Genomic DNA, 17,218 nt, shown 5'->3' with positions numbered 1-17,218 from the left:
TGGCGCAAAATTGCGACTACCGCGGGTGCAGCGGCGGGGAGCCGGCAACGCCCTGGCCGGCAGCCAGCCCGTCGAGCACCGACTGGAGCGCTTCGATGGAACTGTACCGCGGGGTCCAGCCGAGCTCGGTTCTGACCCGGTCCGTCTTCATGATGGGAGCATTCCGGGCCATGTCGATCCAGCCGGGGTCCGACGCCTGCAGGCGCACGGCCCAGGAGAGGCCGACGGCGGCACGGATCAGTCCCACCGGGACGTTCAGCACCCTCCGGGCGCCGAGCATTCCGCCGAGCAGTTCGGACGTAAACACCGGATCCGCCGCGACATTGAACGCGCCGCCTGCGCGCTGGTCAACCACCCGCCAGTAGGCATCGGCAATATCGTCCGCATGGACCACCTGGAACTTGAACGCCTGGGGGATCGGTAGCAGCGGAATCCGGAGCTTGTTCAGGAAGAACTTGGGGATCAGCGGACCGAGGAAGTAGCGCCCAATCTGGGCGCCGGCGTCGTGCTGGAAGATGAGGCCGGGCCGCAGCCGCGCCACCAGCATCTCCAGGTGCCGCCGTTCGAATTCGTCCAGCAGCAGCTCCTGCTCGCCCTTGAACCGGCTGTAGTGCGAGGAGGCTATGCCGCGCGCCGGCCAGCTTTCGTCCACGGGCCGGTTTTTGTTCGCGGGGCTGTAGGCGCCCACCGACGAGGCGCAGACAAAGTGCCGCACTCCTGACTCCGCCGCCGCCGCCAATGCGTTCGCGGTGCCGTGCACGTTGACCCGGCGCATGAAGGGCTCGTCATGGTTGGGCTGGAGCACCCAGGCCAAATGGACGACGGCGTCGCAGCCGTTGAGTGCCTCGGCCAGCCGTTCGCGCGCCGCATCTCCAGCGACATCGACGGAATGCCAGGTGACGCCGTCGTACGGTTCCCGGGGCATCTCCGGCAGACGGCGGGCGATCCCTACGATCTCCAGCGCGTCATGGTCCTCCGCTTTCGCCCGCTGCATGCGGCGCAACAGCGCGGTTCCGACGTTTCCGGTAGCTCCGATCACGGCGACTCGCATGGCGGCCCTCCTCTGGAATCAGATGCCCTTACCCTACGCGGAGCCCGCTCGGCGCAACAGGGCCGCGGCCAAGTTCGCGCTGCCTAAGTTACCAGCGGGTAGCATGTGGGTCATGCATCTGCTTTTGCGCACCCTTTTCCATTTGTTCCGCTCCCGCCGCCGGCCGAAACTCGGCATCTGGGACACCTCATCGCTGCCGCTGCGTGTGCTGCCCACCGACGTGGACATGGCCCTGCACATCAACAACGGGATGTATTTCTCGCTGATGGATCTGGGCCGGTTCGACCTGATGGTCCGCAGCGGAATGTGGGCCGTGATGCGCCGCAACGGCTGGAACCCGATTGTCGGCGGGGAGACCATCAGCTTCCGCAAGCCGTTGAACCTCGGCGCCAAATACACCATCGAATCGAAGATCATCGGGTTCGACGAGCGGGCCATCTTCTTCGAGCAGCGGATGGTCAGCGGTGGCGAAATCTACGCCCGCGCCTACATCTGCGCCCGCCTGGTCTCCAAACAGGGCCCGGTCGGCAACGAAGAGATCTTCGCCGAGACGGGCCAGCCGCCGGCGGAACTGGTCCTGCCCGAGTGGATCCACGAGTGGCGGCTGAACAACTCGCTGCCCAGCACGCGCCGCCCCGCGCCGCACGCCTGGCTCAAGTAAAGACCACTAACAACGACGGCGGGGGCGCGGCTTCGGTTTTGACGGCTGCTATTCCTTGGCGTGCTGGGCCCGGAGCACGAACCGCTGCAGCTTGCCGCTGGGGGTTTTCGGCAGTTCGTCGACGAAGTGGACCGTCCGCGGGTAGGCGTGCGCGGCGTACTGCTGCTTGACCAGCTGCTGCAGCTCGGCCTCCAGTTCATCCGACGCCCGTGCAGGATCCCTCAGCACCACGTACGCCTCCAGCCGTTCGCCCCGGAGCTCGTCCGGCACCCCGATCACGGCGCTTTCCTGCACGAGTGGATGCGTGGCGAGGACGGACTCAACCTCGAACGGACCGATCCGGTAGCCGGCCATGATGATCACGTCGTCGTCGCGCGAGGAGAAATAGGTGTAGCCGTCCTCGTCCAACTGCCCGGTGTCCCCGGTATAGTACCAGCGCCCGTCGGCGCTGAACCGCCCGGCGGTTTTGGCCGGATCGTTGGTGTAGCCGTTGAACCAGAACAGCGGGCTGGCCGGAACATCCAGCGCCACCCGCCCCTTCACGCCGGGAGCCGCGGCCTCGTCGGAGTCCATCTCCAGCACCGTGCTGGTGTAGCCGGGCATGGCAAAGCCCATGGACCCCGGCCGGACCTCGCGGGCGGCCGATTCCTCCCAGCAGTTGATGATGCACATGCCCATTTCGGTCTGCCCGTAGTGGTCACGGACCGCCGCACCGAGATGCTTCGCGGACCAGGCAATCGTGTCCGCATCCAGAGGTTCGCCGGCACTGGAAGCGCGACGGACGGCCAGCCCGTCGATGCCCTCGGGGCGTGCGGCGCGCATGGACCGGAAGATGGTGGGTGCGGCGGCGAAGTTGGTGACCTTGAAGTCCCGCAGGATCTGCCAGCAGAGTTCCGGATCGAAGCCGCTGCGGAGCAGGAGGTTGCGCCGGCCGGCATACAGCGGCGCGAGCAGCCCGTAGTACAACCCGTAGGCCCAGCCCGGATCGGCCACGTTCCAGAAGACATCGTCCTCGCGCACATCCAGCCCGCAATACAGGTAAGCGTGGAATGCCTCCAGAGCCTTGACCGGAACCGGGACGCCCTTGGGCTCGCCCGTGGTCCCGGACGTGAAGATCTCCACCAGCGGGTCATCGAGCGAGCGTTCGACGGCGGGGAAGCCTGCGCCCTGCGCGTCGAGCAACGCGGTCAAGTGCGCCGCACCGCCGTCGTTATTTGCTGTTGCGGGATCGGCCTCGGCGACGATCACCTGCAATCCGAGCTTGTCCCGCAGGCCATCGAGCTTCTGCAACTGGGCTGCATCGGCGACGACGACGGCGGCGCCACTGCGGGCCAGCCGTACTTCGATGGCAGGCGTGGCGAACGCGGTGAACAGCGGAACGTGCACGGCGCCCAGCCGCCAGAGGCCCAGGAGCACCGCGACCAGATCCGCGCTCTTGCCCATCAGCGTCGCCACCCGGTCTCCCGGCTTCACGCCCAGGGCGGCGAAGGCGGCCGCGGCTTGCTCCGAGCGGTCCTTCAGCCAGCCGTAGCTCAGGTCCGTCGAGCTCAAATCCGGTTCGATCACGGTGAAGGCGGTATCGGCCGCCGGATGCCGGTCGCAGAGCAGTTCGGCTGGTTTCACCGGTTCGGTCAGCTGGGGCACAGCGGCGGGTTCTGGCATGAAGGACTCCGTTCGGAACGACTTGGCCTGATCGGGCTCAAGACGGGCTGGTTACCCGGTTTGCTCCATGCTAGCGACTCCGCTTGTCCGTTTGTGACCGCAGCCACGGCGCTGGCTCAACCCAAGCCACCTCGTAGGCGCCCTACGGGGCGATTTCAACAACGACGGCGGTGCCTGCCTTGGCAGGGCGCCGACCTGGCGCCGTTACTACGCCTTTGACCGGGGTACGGCGGCAAGGTGCTCTGGGCGTACCAGCACGGTTTGTGACTTGTAGTCGGGATGTTTGTGCAGCCACTTCTTGATGTAGGGGCATACCGGGATGATCGGTAGGCCTGCTTTGCTGGTGTCGTCCAGCGCATAGCGAGCCAACTGGGAGGCCAGGCCCTGTCCGGCGTAGGCGTCGTCGACAACGGTGTGGTAAAAAATCCGCTGCGCTCCGTCCGTCGCCTCATAAGGAACCCAGAGGGCCTTGCCGATGACGGCGTCGCCGTCCAGGAGTTCGTAACGCTGGCGGTCGGGATTGTTCCGGATGGTGATGGTGGACCGTTGCTCCACAATTGCCTCCTGCAGCGCTTGTCAGGGATCGAGGCCGGGTCAGCCGCCATTTTCTGTCCCGTACAGGCATTGCCCCTTACGCTACGCGGGCACAGCCTGCCCGACCAGTGCCAGGACCATGTCCAGCTTCCCCCGAAAATGCAGTCCGATTGCCGTGCTTTCTCGGGAAGGGAGGGAAACAACGACGGCGGCGCCTGCCTTGGCAGGGCCCGCATCGCGGGTGGCGGCTAGGCGAAGAAGGCCAGCAAAGATCCGGCCTGCTCCCACAGCAGAACGGCGCCCAGGGCGATCATGATGGTGCCGCTGGCCAAGGTGACCCGGCCGGCGGCGGCAGGACGGGAGGCGAGTAACTTCCTGGCCGCCAAGGCGACCAGGGTGTAAACGAGGGCGGCAGCCGCGACGAAGGACAGGCCTAGGATGCCGGACTGGATGGATGCGGGCAGGGACGCCTGCGGGCTGACGAACTGCGGTACCAGCGCCACATAAAGCAGCAGGCCCTTGGGGTTAATGCCGCTGGTCCCCATCCCTCGGAAAAATGTCGCCACCCTGCCTTTGGCGCTGGGCGGGTTGTTGGCCCCTCCGCTGCTGAAACTGGCGGCGCGCCAACTCCGCGCCGTGCTGATTCCCAGCCAGACGAGATAGACGGCGCCGGCTACCGTCAGCCAACCAAGGAGGGATGGCTGGCTGGCGATGAGGGCAGCGAGTCCGGCGGCGACCAGCAGGGTGTGCAGAACATAGCCGCTGCACAGCCCGGCAACTGCCGGGGCGAAACTGCGCTGGCCCAGGCCGGCCGCAATCGAATAGGCCCAGTCGGCTCCCGGGGTGCAGGCCAGCGTAAAGGCGACAATGGCGAAGCCGAAAAACAGCTGCTGATCCATGGGGAACTCCTGCTCGAAGGGATGACTGGCTAGCTGGAATAACCGTATGAAAAATCCGGTGAGAAGTGCTTACCTTTTTATTGCCGAACTGCAGGTCTGGAGTAAGATTCTTGCGTGGTTGACAAGATTGATAGAAGTATTTTGCGCAGTCTCCAGCAGGATGGGCGAAGGACTGCCACAGCGCTCGCCAGTGACATCGGACTGACCGTCGCTCCCTGCCACCGCAGGCTGCGCGAACTGGAGTCCTCCGGCGTGATCCGCGGCTACCGGGCGGACATCGAGCCGTCCGCCGTCGGCCTGGGTTTTGAGGCCATCGTGTTTGTCACCTTGCGCCAAGTGGACCGTGCCACCTTGGCGGAGTTCGAGCGCCAAGTCATTGCCAATACGCACATTATTGAAGCGGAGCGGCTCTTCGGTGACATTGACTACCTGCTCAAGGTAGTCGCGGCCGATTTGTCTGCCTACCAGCACTTCTACGATGAGGAGCTCTCCGCGCTGCCCGCCGTCGAGCAACTGACCTCCACCATCGTCATGAAGAACCTCAAGGCCGGCGCGGGACTGCCACTCTGACGGACACGGTTGGCGGGGGAGGGCGGATGGGTAGCCCGGAAAGTCCTTGCGGCTAGCTATAAAGCTCGGTCAGCAGTTTGACGATGGCGCCTGTCTCGCCCGACGGGCGGGATTTCGGCCAGGCTGCATAGACCGGCAGCGCGGGGGCGTCCCGTACCAGGCGATAGGTCAGCCCCGGTCTGCGGTACTGGTGCATGGTTGCTTCCGCAGTGATGCCGCGGGCTTGGCCGCTGCTGATGACCGTCAGCCAGTCATCGATGTTGCCGATGCTGATGGTGGATTCGGGCCGCCCGTCTGCCGGCCACAGTTCAATGTTCGTGCTGCCCGTGCGGAGGTCGAGCGCAACGGTGCCCTCGGCGACCTGGGCCAGGGTCACGCTCCGGCGTGAAACCAGCGGGTCATCCGAAGCCATCGCGCAATAGCGTCTCTCGAAGCCGATGCGCGTCATGTCGAAGGCTTCGGGATCGGGCGCCCGCCGGAGAATGGCCAGGTCTGCTACCCCTTCGGCCAGACCCGCGGTAGCGGCATTGGTGCGAATGAGTTGGAGCTCCGTATCAGGATGGGCGGTCGCCCACCTGCGTTGAAACTCAACGGTGTGCTTTCCAAGGGCGGACCAGGCATACCCCAACCGGACTACCGCTTTCTCCGACCGAGCGTCCCGTTCCAAGCCGTCGAGGACCAGAAGGAGGCGGCGTGCGTGGGTCAGCGTCCTCTCGCCAGCCGGAGTCAGTTCCAGCGACCGCGTTGTGCGGTCGATAAGCCGGACGCCGAGCGCGTCTTCAAGGCTGGCCAAATTGCGGGAGATGGAAGCCTGCGAGACCCCGAGTTCGATGGCTGCATCGGTAAAGCTGCCCGTTTCGGCGAGGGCAACCAAACAGCGCAAGTGACGGATCTCAACACTCATGCGCTCAGTGTATAAGTCGCACGGTCGATGCATTTCTCGAACCGTTGCTTGACGGGAACGATGGCCATATGAAGGCAAACGGCAGCACGAAGAAGCGCGGGTGGGCGGGCGTGCTCACCCTGCTCGGAAGCACAATGTCGAACCAAACCGGAGCCGCGGTCGCTTCCCTCGGCTTTCCGCTGATCGGGCCGGTGGGAGTCGTTGCAGTGCGCCAGTTTGTCGCGGCGGCGCTGTTGCTACCGACCGTCCGGCCGCGCCTGCGCAATTTCACGCGCCATCAGTGGTGGCCAGTCCTGCTGCTGGCTCTGGTTTTTGCGACGATGAACCTCAGCCTGTACTCCGCCATTGAGCGTATTGGCCTCGGTCTGGCCGTTACGCTCGAATTCCTCGGCCCGCTCGCCGTTGCGCTCTTCAGCTCCCGGAAGGTCGGCACGGCAATCGCCGGCCTTTTTGCCGGGGCCGGCGTTGTGATCATTACCTGGCCCGAGCCCTCGACCGACTACCTTGGCATCGGGCTCGCGCTCGTTGCCGCGTGCAGTTGGGCGTCCTACATTTTGCTAAACCGCTCTATTGGACACCGCATTCCGGGGATCGAAGGAACCGCGGCCGCGACGGGCGTGTCGGCGCTGCTGTTCGTACCGGTGGGCATCATCCTCTTCCTGAACAATCCGCCGAGCTTCTTCGCCATTGCCTGCGCAGCGACTGCCGGCGTCATGGCATCCGCGGTGCCCTACGTAGCCGACCTCATCGCCTTGCGTAACATATCCACCCACGTCTTCGGACTGCTGATGAGTGTGAACCCCGTCTTCGCCGCGGTGATCGGGATGCTCATGTTGGGCCAGGCATTCGGGGCAACCGAGTGGCTCGGCACCGTGCTGATCGTCTGTGCCAACGTCAGTGTCCTGCTCCTCGGTGGCCCTGATAAAAATGATCCGGCTCCCGCGCAGGCATCGACTGGGATCCAGATCCGGGCTTAAACTGCTGCGATTCAGTAGTTCCAAAGGGAGGCAGACGGGATGACTGCAGCAGAAGATGCCGAGGACTATCTGCGCCGGTATCACCCGGAGCAGGCAGAGCTGGCTCTGTGGGTCCGCTCCATTCTGCTCGACGCCGAGCCGGACCTTGAGCAGCGGGTGTACCGCGGGTGGCAGGCTGTTGGCTTTCATGATGCCGAGGCCGGCTATGTGTGCGCCCTGTTCCCCAGTCCAGAGCGTCTCCTGCTGACCTTCGAGCAAGGAGCCGCGCTGCCGGATCCCGAGGGCGTGCTGATCGGCAACGGTAAGCAGGTACGTTCGATGCCTATCGCCGCCAGCGACGAGCGGACTGCTGAGGTGATCCGGCAGCTGCTTGGGCAGGCAATTGTTCACGGCATAGCAATACGCGCGTAGCCTGAAATCATGAACTCTACGTTGGTTCGGCCCCGCAGTGGCAAGATGATCGCCGGCGTTTGCGCCGCGCTCGCCGCCCGGTTCGGAATTCCAAAGCTGCTTGTACGGATCGGGTTCGTGATCTTTGGCCTGGTGGGCATCGGCGAAATCGTGTATATCCTGCTGTGGATCATGATTCCCAAAGCGCCCTGAGCGGCTCCAAAGTGCAGCCGCAGAAATAAGCTGAGCGCCGCCGTCGTTGTCCATGGTGTACCCGGGCAACCATGCCCGGAAATGCGCGTCTGACGAAAGGCTGGCTTACCAGTGACTGTTCCTCTCTCCATTCTCGATCTGGCAACCATCGGCAAGGGTGAGACGGTGCGGGACAGCCTTGAGGGCAGCGTTGCCCTCGCGCAACGGGCCGAAGAGCTGGGCTACCGGCGCGTTTGGTACGCCGAGCACCACAACATGTCCTCGATTGCGTCCTCGGCGACCAGCGTGCTGATTGCCCATGTTGCCGTACACACGGAGAGCATCCGGCTGGGCGCCGGCGGCATTATGCTGCCCAACCACGCGCCGTTGACCATCGCCGAGCAGTTCGGCACGCTAGAGACGCTTCACCCGGGACGGATCGATCTTGGCCTGGGGCGCGCGCCGGGCAGCGACCAGAACACCATGCGCGCGATGCGCCGCGACCCGATGAGCGCCGAGAGTTTTCCGCAGGACGTGCAGGAGCTCCAGGGCTACTTGGTCGGGCAGACACGCATTCCCGGCGTGGAGGCGACGCCGGGCAAGGGCACCAATGTGCCGCTGTACATTCTCGGCTCCTCCCTTTTCGGCGCCAAGCTGGCCGCCGCGCTGGGCCTGCCCTACTCCTTTGCCTCGCACTTCGCACCGAACGCGCTGCGGGATGCGGTGGCCGCGTACCGGCGAGAGTTCCAGCCCTCCGAGCAGTTGGCCGAGCCGTACGTGATCGCGGGCGTGAACGTCATCGCCGCCGATTCCAACGAAGATGCCCAGGCGCAGCTCCACATCACCAAGCGCTCCCGGGTCTCGCTGCTCTTCGGCCGCGACCGGACGTTCACCGACGAGGAAGCGGACATGATCCTCGAGTCCCCGCAGGGCCAGCACATCGAGCAGATGGTGAAGTACTCCGCGGTCGGCACGCCGGAAGCCGTCAAGGAGTACCTGGACGGCTTCGCCAAGCATGCCGACGCCGACGAACTTATTGTCGCGCACCAATCGCCGACGACGGCGCAGCGGCTCCGCTCGGTGGAGCTTACGGCCGAGGTCAGCGGTCTGGTAGCCGCTTAAGTCGATGAGGTGCCCTGGATCGATTGACATCGGCCCAAGGCACCTAGCGATCACCGGTTTCTTATTTCCGTTTCACAGGGCCAGCATCGGCACCATCAGGGAGGTAAGGAACAGCACCAAGGTGCCGCCGATACGGTTGGTGATCGCCGCAAACGGCATCAGGTGCAGCGTTAGGAGGCGCTAAGGACCGAGACGTCGCCGGATCCGCCGGTGTCCGCCATGACGAGGCCGGGGACGATCGCCACCTCCACGAAGTTGAACTTCACCAACCAGCCGATGATGCCGGAGGACAGGCCGGCCGCGAGCACGCACAGGAAGGTCAGCACGATGAAGGTCGGGTCGGCCAGGGAGACGAGGACCTCGTCGATCTTGATGTAGGTCAGGGAGACGCCCACCAGCAGGGCCGGGACCAGCACGGCGTTGATGAGGTCGCCCCAGTCGGTGGCTGACTCCTCAAGATCCTTCGGCAGCCAGCCGGTCAGCTTGAGCGCAGTGCCGAGGCTCGGGAAGGGTCGAGCGCCTTCCTGGCGCAGATGCGCGTGGGTGAGCTATTGACAGCAGCGCGTGTCTTCGGTCACCATGGATCGTATACGATTTCAAATCCGAAACGTTCTCGCCCTTGGAAGAAAACCCCTTGAACGAGGGGGGAAGGATCACGCCCGTGAGCAAGCACTTTGTCCCGGAGAACCTGCCCGACCACATCCAGCACTACATCGATGGCAAGTTCGTCGACTCCATCGGCGGCGAGACCTTCGAGGTTCTGGACCCGGTATCCAACCAGACCTACGCCACGGCCGCCTCCGGCCAGACGGAAGACGTGGACCTCGCCGTCGCGGCCGCCAAGCACGCCTTCAAGGAAGGCCCCTGGCCGAAGATGCTGCCCCGCGAACGCTCGCGAGTGCTGCACAAGATCGCCGATATCGTCGAGTCGCGCGACGACGAACTCGCCTACCTCGAGAGCTATGACTCCGGCCTGCCGATCACCCAGGCCAAGGGCCAGGCCCGCCGCGCCGCCGAGAACTTCCGCTTCTTCGCCGACCTCATCGTCGGGCAGGAAGACAACGCGTTCAAGGTGCCCGGTCGCCAGATCAACTACGTGAACCGCAAGCCGATCGGCGTCGCCGCGCTCATCACGCCGTGGAACGTGCCTTTCATGCAGGAGTCGTGGAAACTCGCCCCGGCACTCGCGACTGGCAACACCGTCGTCATGAAGCCGGCCAGCTACACGCCGCTCTCCGCCGCGCTGTGGCCCGAGATCTTCCGCGAGGCAGGCGTGCCCGAGGGAGTCTTCAACCTGATCTTCGGTTCCGGTGGCGTCGCGGGCGACTACCTCGTGAAGCACCCGGATGTGCCGATCGTCTCGTTCACCGGTGACAGCTCGACCGGTGCCACCATCTCGACCGCGGCCGCCCCCCAGTTCAAGAGCCTCTCGCTCGAGCTTGGCGGCAAGAGCCCGGCTGTTGTCTTCGCCGACGCCGACATCGAGGCCGCCCTCGACGCCACTGTCTTCGGTGTGTTCAGCCTGAACGGCGAGCGTTGCACGGCTGGCAGCCGCGTGCTCGTGCAGCGGGACATCTACGACGACTTCGTGGCACGCTTCGCCGAGCGCGCGAAGAACATCGTGGTGGGTCTCCCGAGCGATCCCGGGACCGAGGTCGGCTCGCTCGTGCACCCTAACCACTTCGACAAGGTCATGAGCTACATCGAGATCGGCAAGTCCGAGGGCCGCCTCCTCGCAGGCGGCGGTCGTCCCGACGGCTTCCCCACGGGCAATTACGTTGCACCGACCGTGTTCGCGGACGTCGCCCCCGATGCCCGGATCTTCCAGGAGGAAATCTTCGGGCCTGTCGTCGCGATCACCCCCTTCGACACCGACGAAGAGGCGCTCGAGCTCGCCAACAACACCAAGTACGGTCTCGCAGCCTACGTCTGGACCACGAACTTGAAGCGCGCGCACAACTTCGCGCACGCCATCGAGTCGGGCATGGTGTGGCTGAACTCGAACAACGTGCGCGACCTGCGCACCCCGTTCGGCGGCGTCAAGGCCTCGGGCCTCGGACGCGAGGGCGGCTACCGCTCGGTCGACTTCTACACCACTCAGCAGTCGGTGCAGATCACCCTCAACGAGGCCCACTCGCCCAAGTTCGGCGTTGAGGCCAGCCGGGAAACCGGCGACGCCTAATTGCTTGTCCGGCTTGCTCCGGACGTTTGACCGGGGCTGACGCCGAGTCCAGACCTCCGTCGCTAGCGTTAGCCCCCGAAGGGAGTGGGCCCAGGTCCATGGGCCCACTCCCTCACCAATCCAAAAATTCTAAGGAAGCATCATGAGCAACGAAATTCCCAAGCCCAGCGTCCCTGCTCCGGACATTGTCCGCTGCGCGTACATGGATCTGGTCGTGACGGACCTGGCCAAGTCCCGCGAGTTCTACGTGGACGTCCTCGGCCTGCACGTGACCGAAGAGGACGAGAACACCATCTACCTGCGCTCCTTCGAGGAGTTCATCCACCACAACCTGGTGCTGCGCAAGGGCCCGGTCGCCGCCGTGGCATCGTTTGCCTACCGCGTGAAGTCCCCGGCCGAAGTGGACGCCGCCGAGGCGTACTACAAGGAACTCGGCTGCCGCACCGAGCGCCGCAAGGACGGCTTCTCCAAGGGCATCGGCGACTCCGTCCGCGTGGAGGACCCGCTGGGCTTCCCGTACGAGTTCTTCTACGACGTCGAGCACGTCGAGCGCCTCACCCAGCGCTACGACCTCTACAGCGCCGGCGAACTGGTCCGCCTGGACCACTTCAACCAGGTCACCCCAGACGTCCCGCGCGGGCGCAAGTACCTGGAGGACCTGGGCTTCCGCGTCTCCGAAGACATCAAGGACTCCGACGGCGTCACCTACGCGGCCTGGATGCACCGCAAGCAGACCGTCCACGACACCGCCCTCACCGGCGGCGACGGCCCGCGCATGCACCACGTTGCCTTCGCCACGCACGAAAAGCACAACATCATCCAGATCTGCGACAAGATGGGCGCCCTGCGCATCTCGGACCGGATCGAACGCGGCCCCGGCCGCCACGGCGTCTCCAACGCGTTCTACCTGTACATCCTGGATCCGGACGGCCACCGCATCGAGATCTACACCCAGGACTACTACACCGGAGACCCGGACAACCCCACCGTCACCTGGGACGTCCACGACAACCAGCGCCGCGACTGGTGGGGCAACCCGGTAGTGCCGTCCTGGTACACCGAGGCCTCCCTGGTCCTGGACCTGGACGGCAACCCCCAGCCGGTCATCCAGCGTACCGACGCCTCCGAAATGGCCGTGACCATCGGAGCCGACGGCTTCTCCTACACCCGCGAGCCGGGCGAGGAGCGCGGCTTCAAGGTCGGCGCCCAACTCTAGCCAAGCTGGAGCAAAGATCGACGGTGGGGTGCGGCAGATTGCCGGGCCCCGCCGTCGTGCATTTAATCGCCTTAGCCCTTGCGCGCTCCGGCTGGTCGGTGGGGACGAACAGACCTCATGGGGTTGCTGCGGGCGAGGGATGGACGACGGCTCTGCGGAGCGGGCATGCAGGGATGGCGATCCGGCAAGTGAGCGCGGCCAGGGCCAGCGCGGCGGCGGTGATGGCGAGGGTGACGTTGGCCGGCGCCGGGAGTTCCTGGACAAGGACGAAGACGCCCATGGCCAGGACGAAGAGCCCGAAGCCCTTGCGCATGGCCGCTTCGGGGATGCGGCCGGCGAGGCGGGAACCGGCGACGGAGCCGACGATCGCGGCCGCGGTGACGGCGGCGACGAGGCCCCAATCGAGGCTGACTGTAGTGAGGTAGCCGCCGAGCCCGGCGAAGGATTTCAGGGCGATGACGACCAGCGAGGTGCCCACGGCGACGGGCATGGCGAGGCCGCCGAGGAGGGCGAGGGCCGGGACGACGAGGAAACCGCCGCCAGCGCCGACGAGTCCGGTGACCAGGCCGACGACGAGGCCTTCGAGGACGACTTTGAGGACGGGCAGTTCGCTGTTGTTGGCGGCGGCGGTCTTTTTCCTTCGGCCGCGGATCATGGCGATGGAGGTGGCGACCATCATGAGGGCGAACGCGATCATGAGGATGGTGCCGGGGATGTGCCCGCCGAGCAGGCCTCCACCGAACGCCCCGGCCATGCCTGCGGCGCCGAAGATCAGGCCGGTGCGCCACTTCACCCGGCCTTTGCGGGCGTGGTCAACGGCGCTGAATGCCGAGGTGGCACCGACGACAAACAACGACGCCGCGATGGCTTCCTTGGGGTCGAGGCCTGCGACGTAGGTGAGGATGGGGACCGTGAGGATGGAGCCTCCGCCTCCGAGCAGGCCGAGGCAGAGTCCGATGACTACGGAGAGCAGCAGGGTGGCTGTGAGGGCAACGGTCATGTGATCAGTCCTTCTGGGGCAGCGGGTCGGCGGGTTCCCGCCCGGGGTGGGGACCGGGCGGGAACCGGCTTAGGGGAGGGGGCAGGCCGAGGTGCGCGGCAGCTGCCGGATGGCGCTGTCGGCAGTGGGCTCGGCTGCGGTCTTGTTCCACGGCATTTTGGACAGGGCCTTGCCCATGGCGCAGGTGTTCGTCGCCGCAGAGAAGGTCAGGCCGGTGCCGATGGCACCGGCAATCAGGCGCAGCTTCGGGGAGATGAATTTGCCCGCCAGCAGCCCGCCGACGACGAGGGTGCCGGCTGCCATGCGGACCTGGCGTTCGAGGTCCCAGCGCTGCGCGCCGCGGACGACGTCGCCGCCAGCGGCAGCGAAGCCGGGCACGCCGCCGGTGAGCACGCGGGCCGCGCCGATTCCGGCGTTGTTCAAACGCTGGCGGGCCTGCTCGGCGCGGACGCCCGACTGGCAGACCAGGACAACGCACGCCCCGAGGCGTTCGGCGAGTTCGTCGGTGTGCTCGGAAAGCAGCGGCAGCGGCACGTTGTAGGAGCCGCGGATATGCATGGTCTCGAACTCGGCGGCGGAGCGGACATCGATCACGGTCAGGTCCTGGTGCTTGCCCATCCATTCACGCAGCGTCGGCGCGTCGAGGGCGGTCACTGTCAAAGTTTCGGAAGCCAAAGGGGAGTTTCCTTTCAAGGGGTGGGGTGTTTCGCCACAAGTCTGCCACATACCCCTGGGGGTATGCAATAAACCCCGTGGGGTATAGAATGGAGGAAGGCTTTCACCTCGAGGAGAACATCATGCAGCTCGACAGCACCGAACTCACCCCGGTCATCAACCGGCTCAAGCGCGCCCAGGGCCAGCTGGCCGCCGTTACCCGGATGCTCGAGGAGGGCCGCGACTGCAAGGATGTGGTCACCCAGCTCGCCGCCGTCTCGAAGGCGCTGGACAAGGCAGGGTTCGCGATTATTTCCACCGGCCTGGAGCAGTGCCTGGCCAAGCAGGACAACTCCCTCGACAAGAAGGAACTGGAAAAACTCTTCCTCTCCCTGGCCTGACCTCGGCAGGCCTGAGAAGGCGACCTCGCGCGATGGAAACTGCGCGAGGTCGCCTTCCTATTTGTTGGCGTGCAATGGCTAGAACACCGGGACGTTCTCTCCGGTGTTCTGCCGGGCTTCCCATGCGGCGTAGCTGCCGTCGAGTTCGACGACGTTGTAGCCCGCGCGGCGCAGGGTGCTTGCGGCGACGGAGTTGCGGACCCCGCTCTGGCAGTAGGTCACGATGGGGCCGTCGGCCGGAAGCTGGTCCAGGTTCCAGAGCACCCGGCCGGCGCTGAGCTGCTCGGAGCCGGGGATGTGCCCGGCGGCGTGCTCGCTCTTGTTCCGCACGTCCAGGACCAGGGCGGCGTCGAAACCGTCGAGTTCCTCTGGCTGGACCAGGGGCGGGACCACGATGGGCAGCCCGTCCAGGCTCGTAGTGTAGCCGGCAACATTGTCGATGCCCACGCGCACGAGATGGTCCCACATCTGCTGTGCTGCGTCCTGCTCGGAGGCGAGCAGGACCAGCGGGCGGTCGTCGGTCTCCGGGTCATAGGCCCAGGCGCCGAAGCTGGCGGCCTTGTTCCCGGCCGGGATATTCAGGGCGCCAGCCACGGTTCCTTCATGGACCTGCGCGTTGGGGCGGGTATCGACAAAGGTCACCATGTCGGCGACCAGGTCCGCAGCGACGGCCTGGTTATCCAGTTCGGGCAGCGGGCCGCGTTCGCCCAGAACCTCCGGGCCGAGGCGGTTCTGTCGCTTCATCCGGCCGAAGTAGGCGTGCGCGTCGGGCTGGCCGTCGAGCAGTTCATCGATGAAGCCCTGCTCGTCGTTGGCTTCCAGATACTTGCCCCACCAGGCGTACAGCCGCTCATAGCCGACGGTCGTGGACGGGATGGCGCCGAGAGCCTTGCCGCAGGCACTGCCGGAACCGTGGCCCGGGTGCACCTGGACGTGGTCCGGCAACGCCAGGAACTTGGTCCGCAGGCTGGCGAAGAGCTGCTTCGCGCCCTCGAAGCGGGTGTCGATGCCGCCCGCGGCCTCATCCAGCAGGTCCGGGCGGCCCAGGTCGCCGGCGAAGACGAAGTCGCCGGAGAGCAGGTAGCCGGGCTGGTCGCTGAATGCCCCGTCGGTGACCAGGAACGAGAGGTGCTCGGGGGTGTGTCCGGGAGTGTGCAGGGCCCGGGCCGTGATGTTTCCGATCGAGATCATATCGCCGTCGTGCAGGCGTTCGGCGTCGAACCCGTACTGCCAGTCCGTCCCGCCTTCACCGGAAACGTAAATGCCGGCGCCGGTGGCCGCGGCCAGTTCGCGGGTCCCAGAGAGGTAGTCGGCATGAATATGCGTCTCGGCCACGGCCACAATCTTCATCCCGTTGGCCTTTGCCAGGTCCAGGTAAGCATCGATGTCACGGCGGGCGTCAACCACCACGGCTTCACCCTTGCGCTGGCAGCCGATGAAGTAGCCGGCCTGGGCCAGGTCCTGGTCATAGATTCGCTCGAGCAGCATCTCGTCTCCTTGTCGTCGCTTCCTGAGGTACCCCCAGGGGTATATCTTCAATGACAACGGTAATACCCACGGGGGTATAAGACAAGCCCCGATCTCGTTGCTTGGCCATACCCATGGGGGTATGTATGATGAGGGGTGCCGCACGTAAAGCGGCTACCTGCCAAAACGTGATGGAGGGTCTTGAATGTGCCGGACGGCGACATGCCAAAAATGCGGAAAGGCGACGTGGGCAGGCTGCGGCAACCACGTTGACCAAGTGATGCGTAACGTTCCGCAGTCCCGCCGCTGCACCTGCGCTACCGGAGGGGGCTGGCAGGCCGGCGTCGGCTTCGGCTGGATCAGGGGATTTTTCGGCCGGCGACGCACCCGCCGTCGATCTCAGTAATCCAGCGGTTCGCGGCCCAGCAGGGCGTCTTCGACGGCGGCCGTCCGGCGGCGCAGCGCCTCGGCTACGGCAGCGACGGCGGGCTGGCGCAGCGAGTCCGGACGCAGCACCATCCAATAAGGGAGTCGTTCCTGGAAGTCCTCGGGCAACAGCCGGACCAGATCCGGGTGGCGGCCAGCCATGAAACAGGGCAGGAAGCCGATCCCGGCACCGGCCCGCGTGGCCTCGACGTGGACGAAAACGTTAGTGGAACTGAGTGAATCCAGCATGCCGGGAACGAGCCGCCGCGGCGCATCCAGATCATCAACCTGCAGCATCGAATCGACGAAGTACACCAGCCGGTGTTCGCTCAGTTCGGCGACGCTGGCGGGCGTGCCGAAGTCCTCCAGGTAGCGGCGCGAGGCATACATCCCCAGCATGTAGTGGCCCAGTCGGATGGCCTCGGCCCGGTGTACCTGCGGCTCACCGACCACCACTTCCAGGTCCAGACCGGAGCGGTGCTGCAGCGCCCGTCGCGTGACGTTGACGATCTCCACACTGAGGTTCGGGTGCTTCCGGCGCAGCTGTGCGACCGCCGGCGCGATGATGAACGCGCTGAAGCCATCGGTGGCGGAAATGCGTACGACGCCAGCGATCTGGTCCGTTTCTTCCTCGCCTTCGTGTATGGCAGCCACCGCGGTCTCCACGTCTTCGGCGGCCCGCATGGCCCGGCGGCCCAGGTCCGTCAGCTCCCAGCCGCCCACGGTGCGCGCGAGCGTTCGGCCGCCGAGGCTCTTCTCCAGCGCGGCGATCCGGCGCGAGACGGTGGTGTGGTTCAAGCCCAGGCTCTCGGCCGCCGTCGTAAATCTTCCGGTCCGGGCCACGGCAAGCAGGATCAGCAGATCATGAGGGTTCGCGGCGGCGGTGCCGGGGGACTGGTGGTTCATATCT

General features: G+C 65.6%; 20 protein-coding genes. 10 read left to right on the top strand and 10 right to left on the bottom strand.

Translation table 11 applies throughout. The features are described from left to right. Positions 1 to 16 precede the first annotated feature (16 nt). Entirely contained in the window at positions 17 to 1,051 is a 1,035-nt protein-coding gene (locus tag AC5RWO_RS03700; protein ID WP_498729494.1) for an NAD-dependent epimerase/dehydratase family protein, read from the bottom strand. A gap of 112 nt (positions 1,052 to 1,163) precedes the next feature. On the opposite strand from AC5RWO_RS03700, the gene AC5RWO_RS03695 reads away from it, so the two are divergent. Further along, complete coding sequence (locus AC5RWO_RS03695) at positions 1,164 to 1,712, top strand: thioesterase family protein (protein ID WP_498729493.1); 549 nt, start codon at positions 1,164 to 1,166, stop codon at positions 1,710 to 1,712. A 48-nt stretch (positions 1,713 to 1,760) separates the two neighbouring features. On the opposite strand, the gene AC5RWO_RS03690 is transcribed toward AC5RWO_RS03695, so the two are convergent. The 3 genes from AC5RWO_RS03690 to AC5RWO_RS03680 form a co-directional block, all read right to left on the bottom strand. Further along, on the bottom strand, positions 1,761 to 3,374 hold the full coding sequence (locus AC5RWO_RS03690; RefSeq protein ID WP_498729492.1) for an AMP-binding protein: 1,614 nt from the start codon (positions 3,372 to 3,374) through the stop codon (positions 1,761 to 1,763). Positions 3,375 to 3,581: 207 nt separating this feature from the next. Further along, positions 3,582 to 3,929: a GNAT family N-acetyltransferase gene (locus AC5RWO_RS03685; protein WP_498729491.1), complete on the bottom strand. Its 348-nt coding sequence runs from the start codon at positions 3,927 to 3,929 to the stop codon at positions 3,582 to 3,584. 227 nt (positions 3,930 to 4,156) lie between these two features. Continuing rightward, entirely contained in the window at positions 4,157 to 4,807 is a 651-nt protein-coding gene (locus AC5RWO_RS03680; protein ID WP_498729489.1) for a LysE family translocator, read from the bottom strand. 114 nt (positions 4,808 to 4,921) lie between these two features. Here AC5RWO_RS03680 and AC5RWO_RS03675 point away from each other — a divergent pair, with 114 nt between their 5' ends. Continuing rightward, positions 4,922 to 5,377 (top strand): Lrp/AsnC family transcriptional regulator, encoded by a 456-nt coding sequence (locus AC5RWO_RS03675; protein ID WP_498729488.1) that lies wholly within the window; start codon positions 4,922 to 4,924, stop codon positions 5,375 to 5,377. A gap of 52 nt (positions 5,378 to 5,429) precedes the next feature. Here the strand turns inward: AC5RWO_RS03675 and AC5RWO_RS03670 are convergent, their stop codons facing one another. Next, on the bottom strand, positions 5,430 to 6,281 hold the full coding sequence (locus AC5RWO_RS03670) for a LysR family transcriptional regulator (RefSeq protein ID WP_498729487.1): 852 nt from the start codon (positions 6,279 to 6,281) through the stop codon (positions 5,430 to 5,432). A gap of 134 nt (positions 6,282 to 6,415) precedes the next feature. Here AC5RWO_RS03670 and AC5RWO_RS03665 point away from each other — a divergent pair, with 134 nt between their 5' ends. From AC5RWO_RS03665 to AC5RWO_RS03650, 4 genes are all read left to right on the top strand, one after another. Further along, the gene (locus AC5RWO_RS03665; RefSeq protein ID WP_498729485.1) at positions 6,416 to 7,258 is read left to right on the top strand and encodes an EamA family transporter; all 843 of its coding nucleotides are present in this window, start codon (positions 6,416 to 6,418) and stop codon (positions 7,256 to 7,258) included. Positions 7,259 to 7,297: 39 nt separating this feature from the next. Next, positions 7,298 to 7,669 (top strand): hypothetical protein, encoded by a 372-nt coding sequence (locus AC5RWO_RS03660; RefSeq protein WP_498729484.1) that lies wholly within the window; start codon positions 7,298 to 7,300, stop codon positions 7,667 to 7,669. A gap of 9 nt (positions 7,670 to 7,678) precedes the next feature. Next, a complete protein-coding gene (locus tag AC5RWO_RS03655) occupies positions 7,679 to 7,861 on the top strand; it encodes a PspC domain-containing protein (protein WP_074700742.1) in 183 nt (60 codons plus the stop codon). Positions 7,862 to 7,972: 111 nt separating this feature from the next. After that, complete coding sequence (locus AC5RWO_RS03650; protein ID WP_498729482.1) at positions 7,973 to 8,962, top strand: LLM class flavin-dependent oxidoreductase; 990 nt, start codon at positions 7,973 to 7,975, stop codon at positions 8,960 to 8,962. A gap of 170 nt (positions 8,963 to 9,132) precedes the next feature. Here the strand turns inward: AC5RWO_RS03650 and AC5RWO_RS03645 are convergent, their stop codons facing one another. Next, positions 9,133 to 9,432 (bottom strand): 2-hydroxycarboxylate transporter family protein, encoded by a 300-nt coding sequence (locus AC5RWO_RS03645; RefSeq protein ID WP_498730071.1) that lies wholly within the window; start codon positions 9,430 to 9,432, stop codon positions 9,133 to 9,135. A 191-nt stretch (positions 9,433 to 9,623) separates the two neighbouring features. Between AC5RWO_RS03645 and hpaE the strand changes: the two genes are divergently transcribed. Both hpaE and hpaD read left to right on the top strand, forming a co-directional pair. Then, positions 9,624 to 11,144: a 5-carboxymethyl-2-hydroxymuconate semialdehyde dehydrogenase gene (gene hpaE, locus AC5RWO_RS03640; RefSeq protein ID WP_169998178.1), complete on the top strand. Its 1,521-nt coding sequence runs from the start codon at positions 9,624 to 9,626 to the stop codon at positions 11,142 to 11,144. A 142-nt stretch (positions 11,145 to 11,286) separates the two neighbouring features. Next, positions 11,287 to 12,360 (top strand): 3,4-dihydroxyphenylacetate 2,3-dioxygenase, encoded by a 1,074-nt coding sequence (gene hpaD, locus AC5RWO_RS03635; protein ID WP_498729480.1) that lies wholly within the window; start codon positions 11,287 to 11,289, stop codon positions 12,358 to 12,360. Between the two features lie 115 nt (positions 12,361 to 12,475). Here hpaD and AC5RWO_RS03630 read toward each other — a convergent pair whose 3' ends face one another. Together AC5RWO_RS03630 and AC5RWO_RS03625 are read right to left on the bottom strand one after the other, a co-directional pair. Further along, positions 12,476 to 13,360 carry a sulfite exporter TauE/SafE family protein gene (locus AC5RWO_RS03630; RefSeq protein WP_498729479.1) on the bottom strand — a complete coding sequence of 295 codons (885 nt, stop codon included), beginning with the start codon at positions 13,358 to 13,360 and terminating at the stop codon, positions 12,476 to 12,478. 69 nt (positions 13,361 to 13,429) lie between these two features. Next, complete coding sequence (locus tag AC5RWO_RS03625; protein WP_498729478.1) at positions 13,430 to 14,035, bottom strand: rhodanese-like domain-containing protein; 606 nt, start codon at positions 14,033 to 14,035, stop codon at positions 13,430 to 13,432. A 122-nt stretch (positions 14,036 to 14,157) separates the two neighbouring features. Between AC5RWO_RS03625 and AC5RWO_RS03620 the strand changes: the two genes are divergently transcribed. Further along, a complete protein-coding gene (locus AC5RWO_RS03620; protein WP_264670963.1) occupies positions 14,158 to 14,415 on the top strand; it encodes a metal-sensitive transcriptional regulator in 258 nt (85 codons plus the stop codon). A gap of 78 nt (positions 14,416 to 14,493) precedes the next feature. On the opposite strand, the gene AC5RWO_RS03615 is transcribed toward AC5RWO_RS03620, so the two are convergent. Beyond that, positions 14,494 to 15,903, bottom strand: a complete 1,410-nt coding sequence (locus tag AC5RWO_RS03615) for an MBL fold metallo-hydrolase (protein ID WP_498729476.1) — start codon at positions 15,901 to 15,903, stop codon at positions 14,494 to 14,496. A 184-nt stretch (positions 15,904 to 16,087) separates the two neighbouring features. On the opposite strand from AC5RWO_RS03615, the gene AC5RWO_RS03610 reads away from it, so the two are divergent. Next, a complete protein-coding gene (locus AC5RWO_RS03610) occupies positions 16,088 to 16,288 on the top strand; it encodes a DUF8730 family Cys-rich protein (RefSeq protein WP_498729474.1) in 201 nt (66 codons plus the stop codon). On the opposite strand, the gene AC5RWO_RS03605 is transcribed toward AC5RWO_RS03610, so the two are convergent. Then, complete coding sequence (locus AC5RWO_RS03605; protein WP_498729473.1) at positions 16,282 to 17,214, bottom strand: LysR family transcriptional regulator; 933 nt, start codon at positions 17,212 to 17,214, stop codon at positions 16,282 to 16,284. The genes AC5RWO_RS03610 and AC5RWO_RS03605 overlap by 7 nt on opposite strands. Positions 17,215 to 17,218 lie beyond the last annotated feature (4 nt).

This window comes from Arthrobacter sp. B055-34 (assembly GCF_059090425.1).
The sequence above is the reverse complement of the archived record's forward strand: the minus strand, read 5'-3'. Positions and strand labels throughout refer to the sequence as shown.

What these genes read in the sequence shown, in the direction of transcription:
- AC5RWO_RS03700 (WP_498729494.1), bottom strand. Translation starts at nt 1,051, where the DNA reads ATGCGAGTCGCCGTGATCGGAGCTACCGGAAACGTCGGAACCGCGCTG.
- AC5RWO_RS03695 (WP_498729493.1), top strand. Translation starts at nt 1,164, where the DNA reads ATGCATCTGCTTTTGCGCACCCTTTTCCATTTGTTCCGCTCCCGCCGC.
- AC5RWO_RS03690 (WP_498729492.1), bottom strand. Translation starts at nt 3,374, where the DNA reads ATGCCAGAACCCGCCGCTGTGCCCCAGCTGACCGAACCGGTGAAACCA.
- AC5RWO_RS03680 (WP_498729489.1), bottom strand. Translation starts at nt 4,807, where the DNA reads ATGGATCAGCAGCTGTTTTTCGGCTTCGCCATTGTCGCCTTTACGCTG.
- AC5RWO_RS03670 (WP_498729487.1), bottom strand. Translation starts at nt 6,281, where the DNA reads ATGAGTGTTGAGATCCGTCACTTGCGCTGTTTGGTTGCCCTCGCCGAA.
- AC5RWO_RS03665 (WP_498729485.1), top strand. Translation starts at nt 6,416, where the DNA reads ATGTCGAACCAAACCGGAGCCGCGGTCGCTTCCCTCGGCTTTCCGCTG.
- AC5RWO_RS03660 (WP_498729484.1), top strand. Translation starts at nt 7,298, where the DNA reads ATGACTGCAGCAGAAGATGCCGAGGACTATCTGCGCCGGTATCACCCG.
- AC5RWO_RS03655 (WP_074700742.1), top strand. Translation starts at nt 7,679, where the DNA reads ATGAACTCTACGTTGGTTCGGCCCCGCAGTGGCAAGATGATCGCCGGC.
- hpaD (WP_498729480.1), top strand. Translation starts at nt 11,287, where the DNA reads ATGAGCAACGAAATTCCCAAGCCCAGCGTCCCTGCTCCGGACATTGTC.
- AC5RWO_RS03630 (WP_498729479.1), bottom strand. Translation starts at nt 13,360, where the DNA reads ATGACCGTTGCCCTCACAGCCACCCTGCTGCTCTCCGTAGTCATCGGA.
- AC5RWO_RS03620 (WP_264670963.1), top strand. Translation starts at nt 14,158, where the DNA reads ATGCAGCTCGACAGCACCGAACTCACCCCGGTCATCAACCGGCTCAAG.
- AC5RWO_RS03615 (WP_498729476.1), bottom strand. Translation starts at nt 15,903, where the DNA reads ATGCTGCTCGAGCGAATCTATGACCAGGACCTGGCCCAGGCCGGCTAC.
- AC5RWO_RS03610 (WP_498729474.1), top strand. Translation starts at nt 16,088, where the DNA reads ATGTGCCGGACGGCGACATGCCAAAAATGCGGAAAGGCGACGTGGGCA.
- AC5RWO_RS03605 (WP_498729473.1), bottom strand. Translation starts at nt 17,214, where the DNA reads ATGAACCACCAGTCCCCCGGCACCGCCGCCGCGAACCCTCATGATCTG.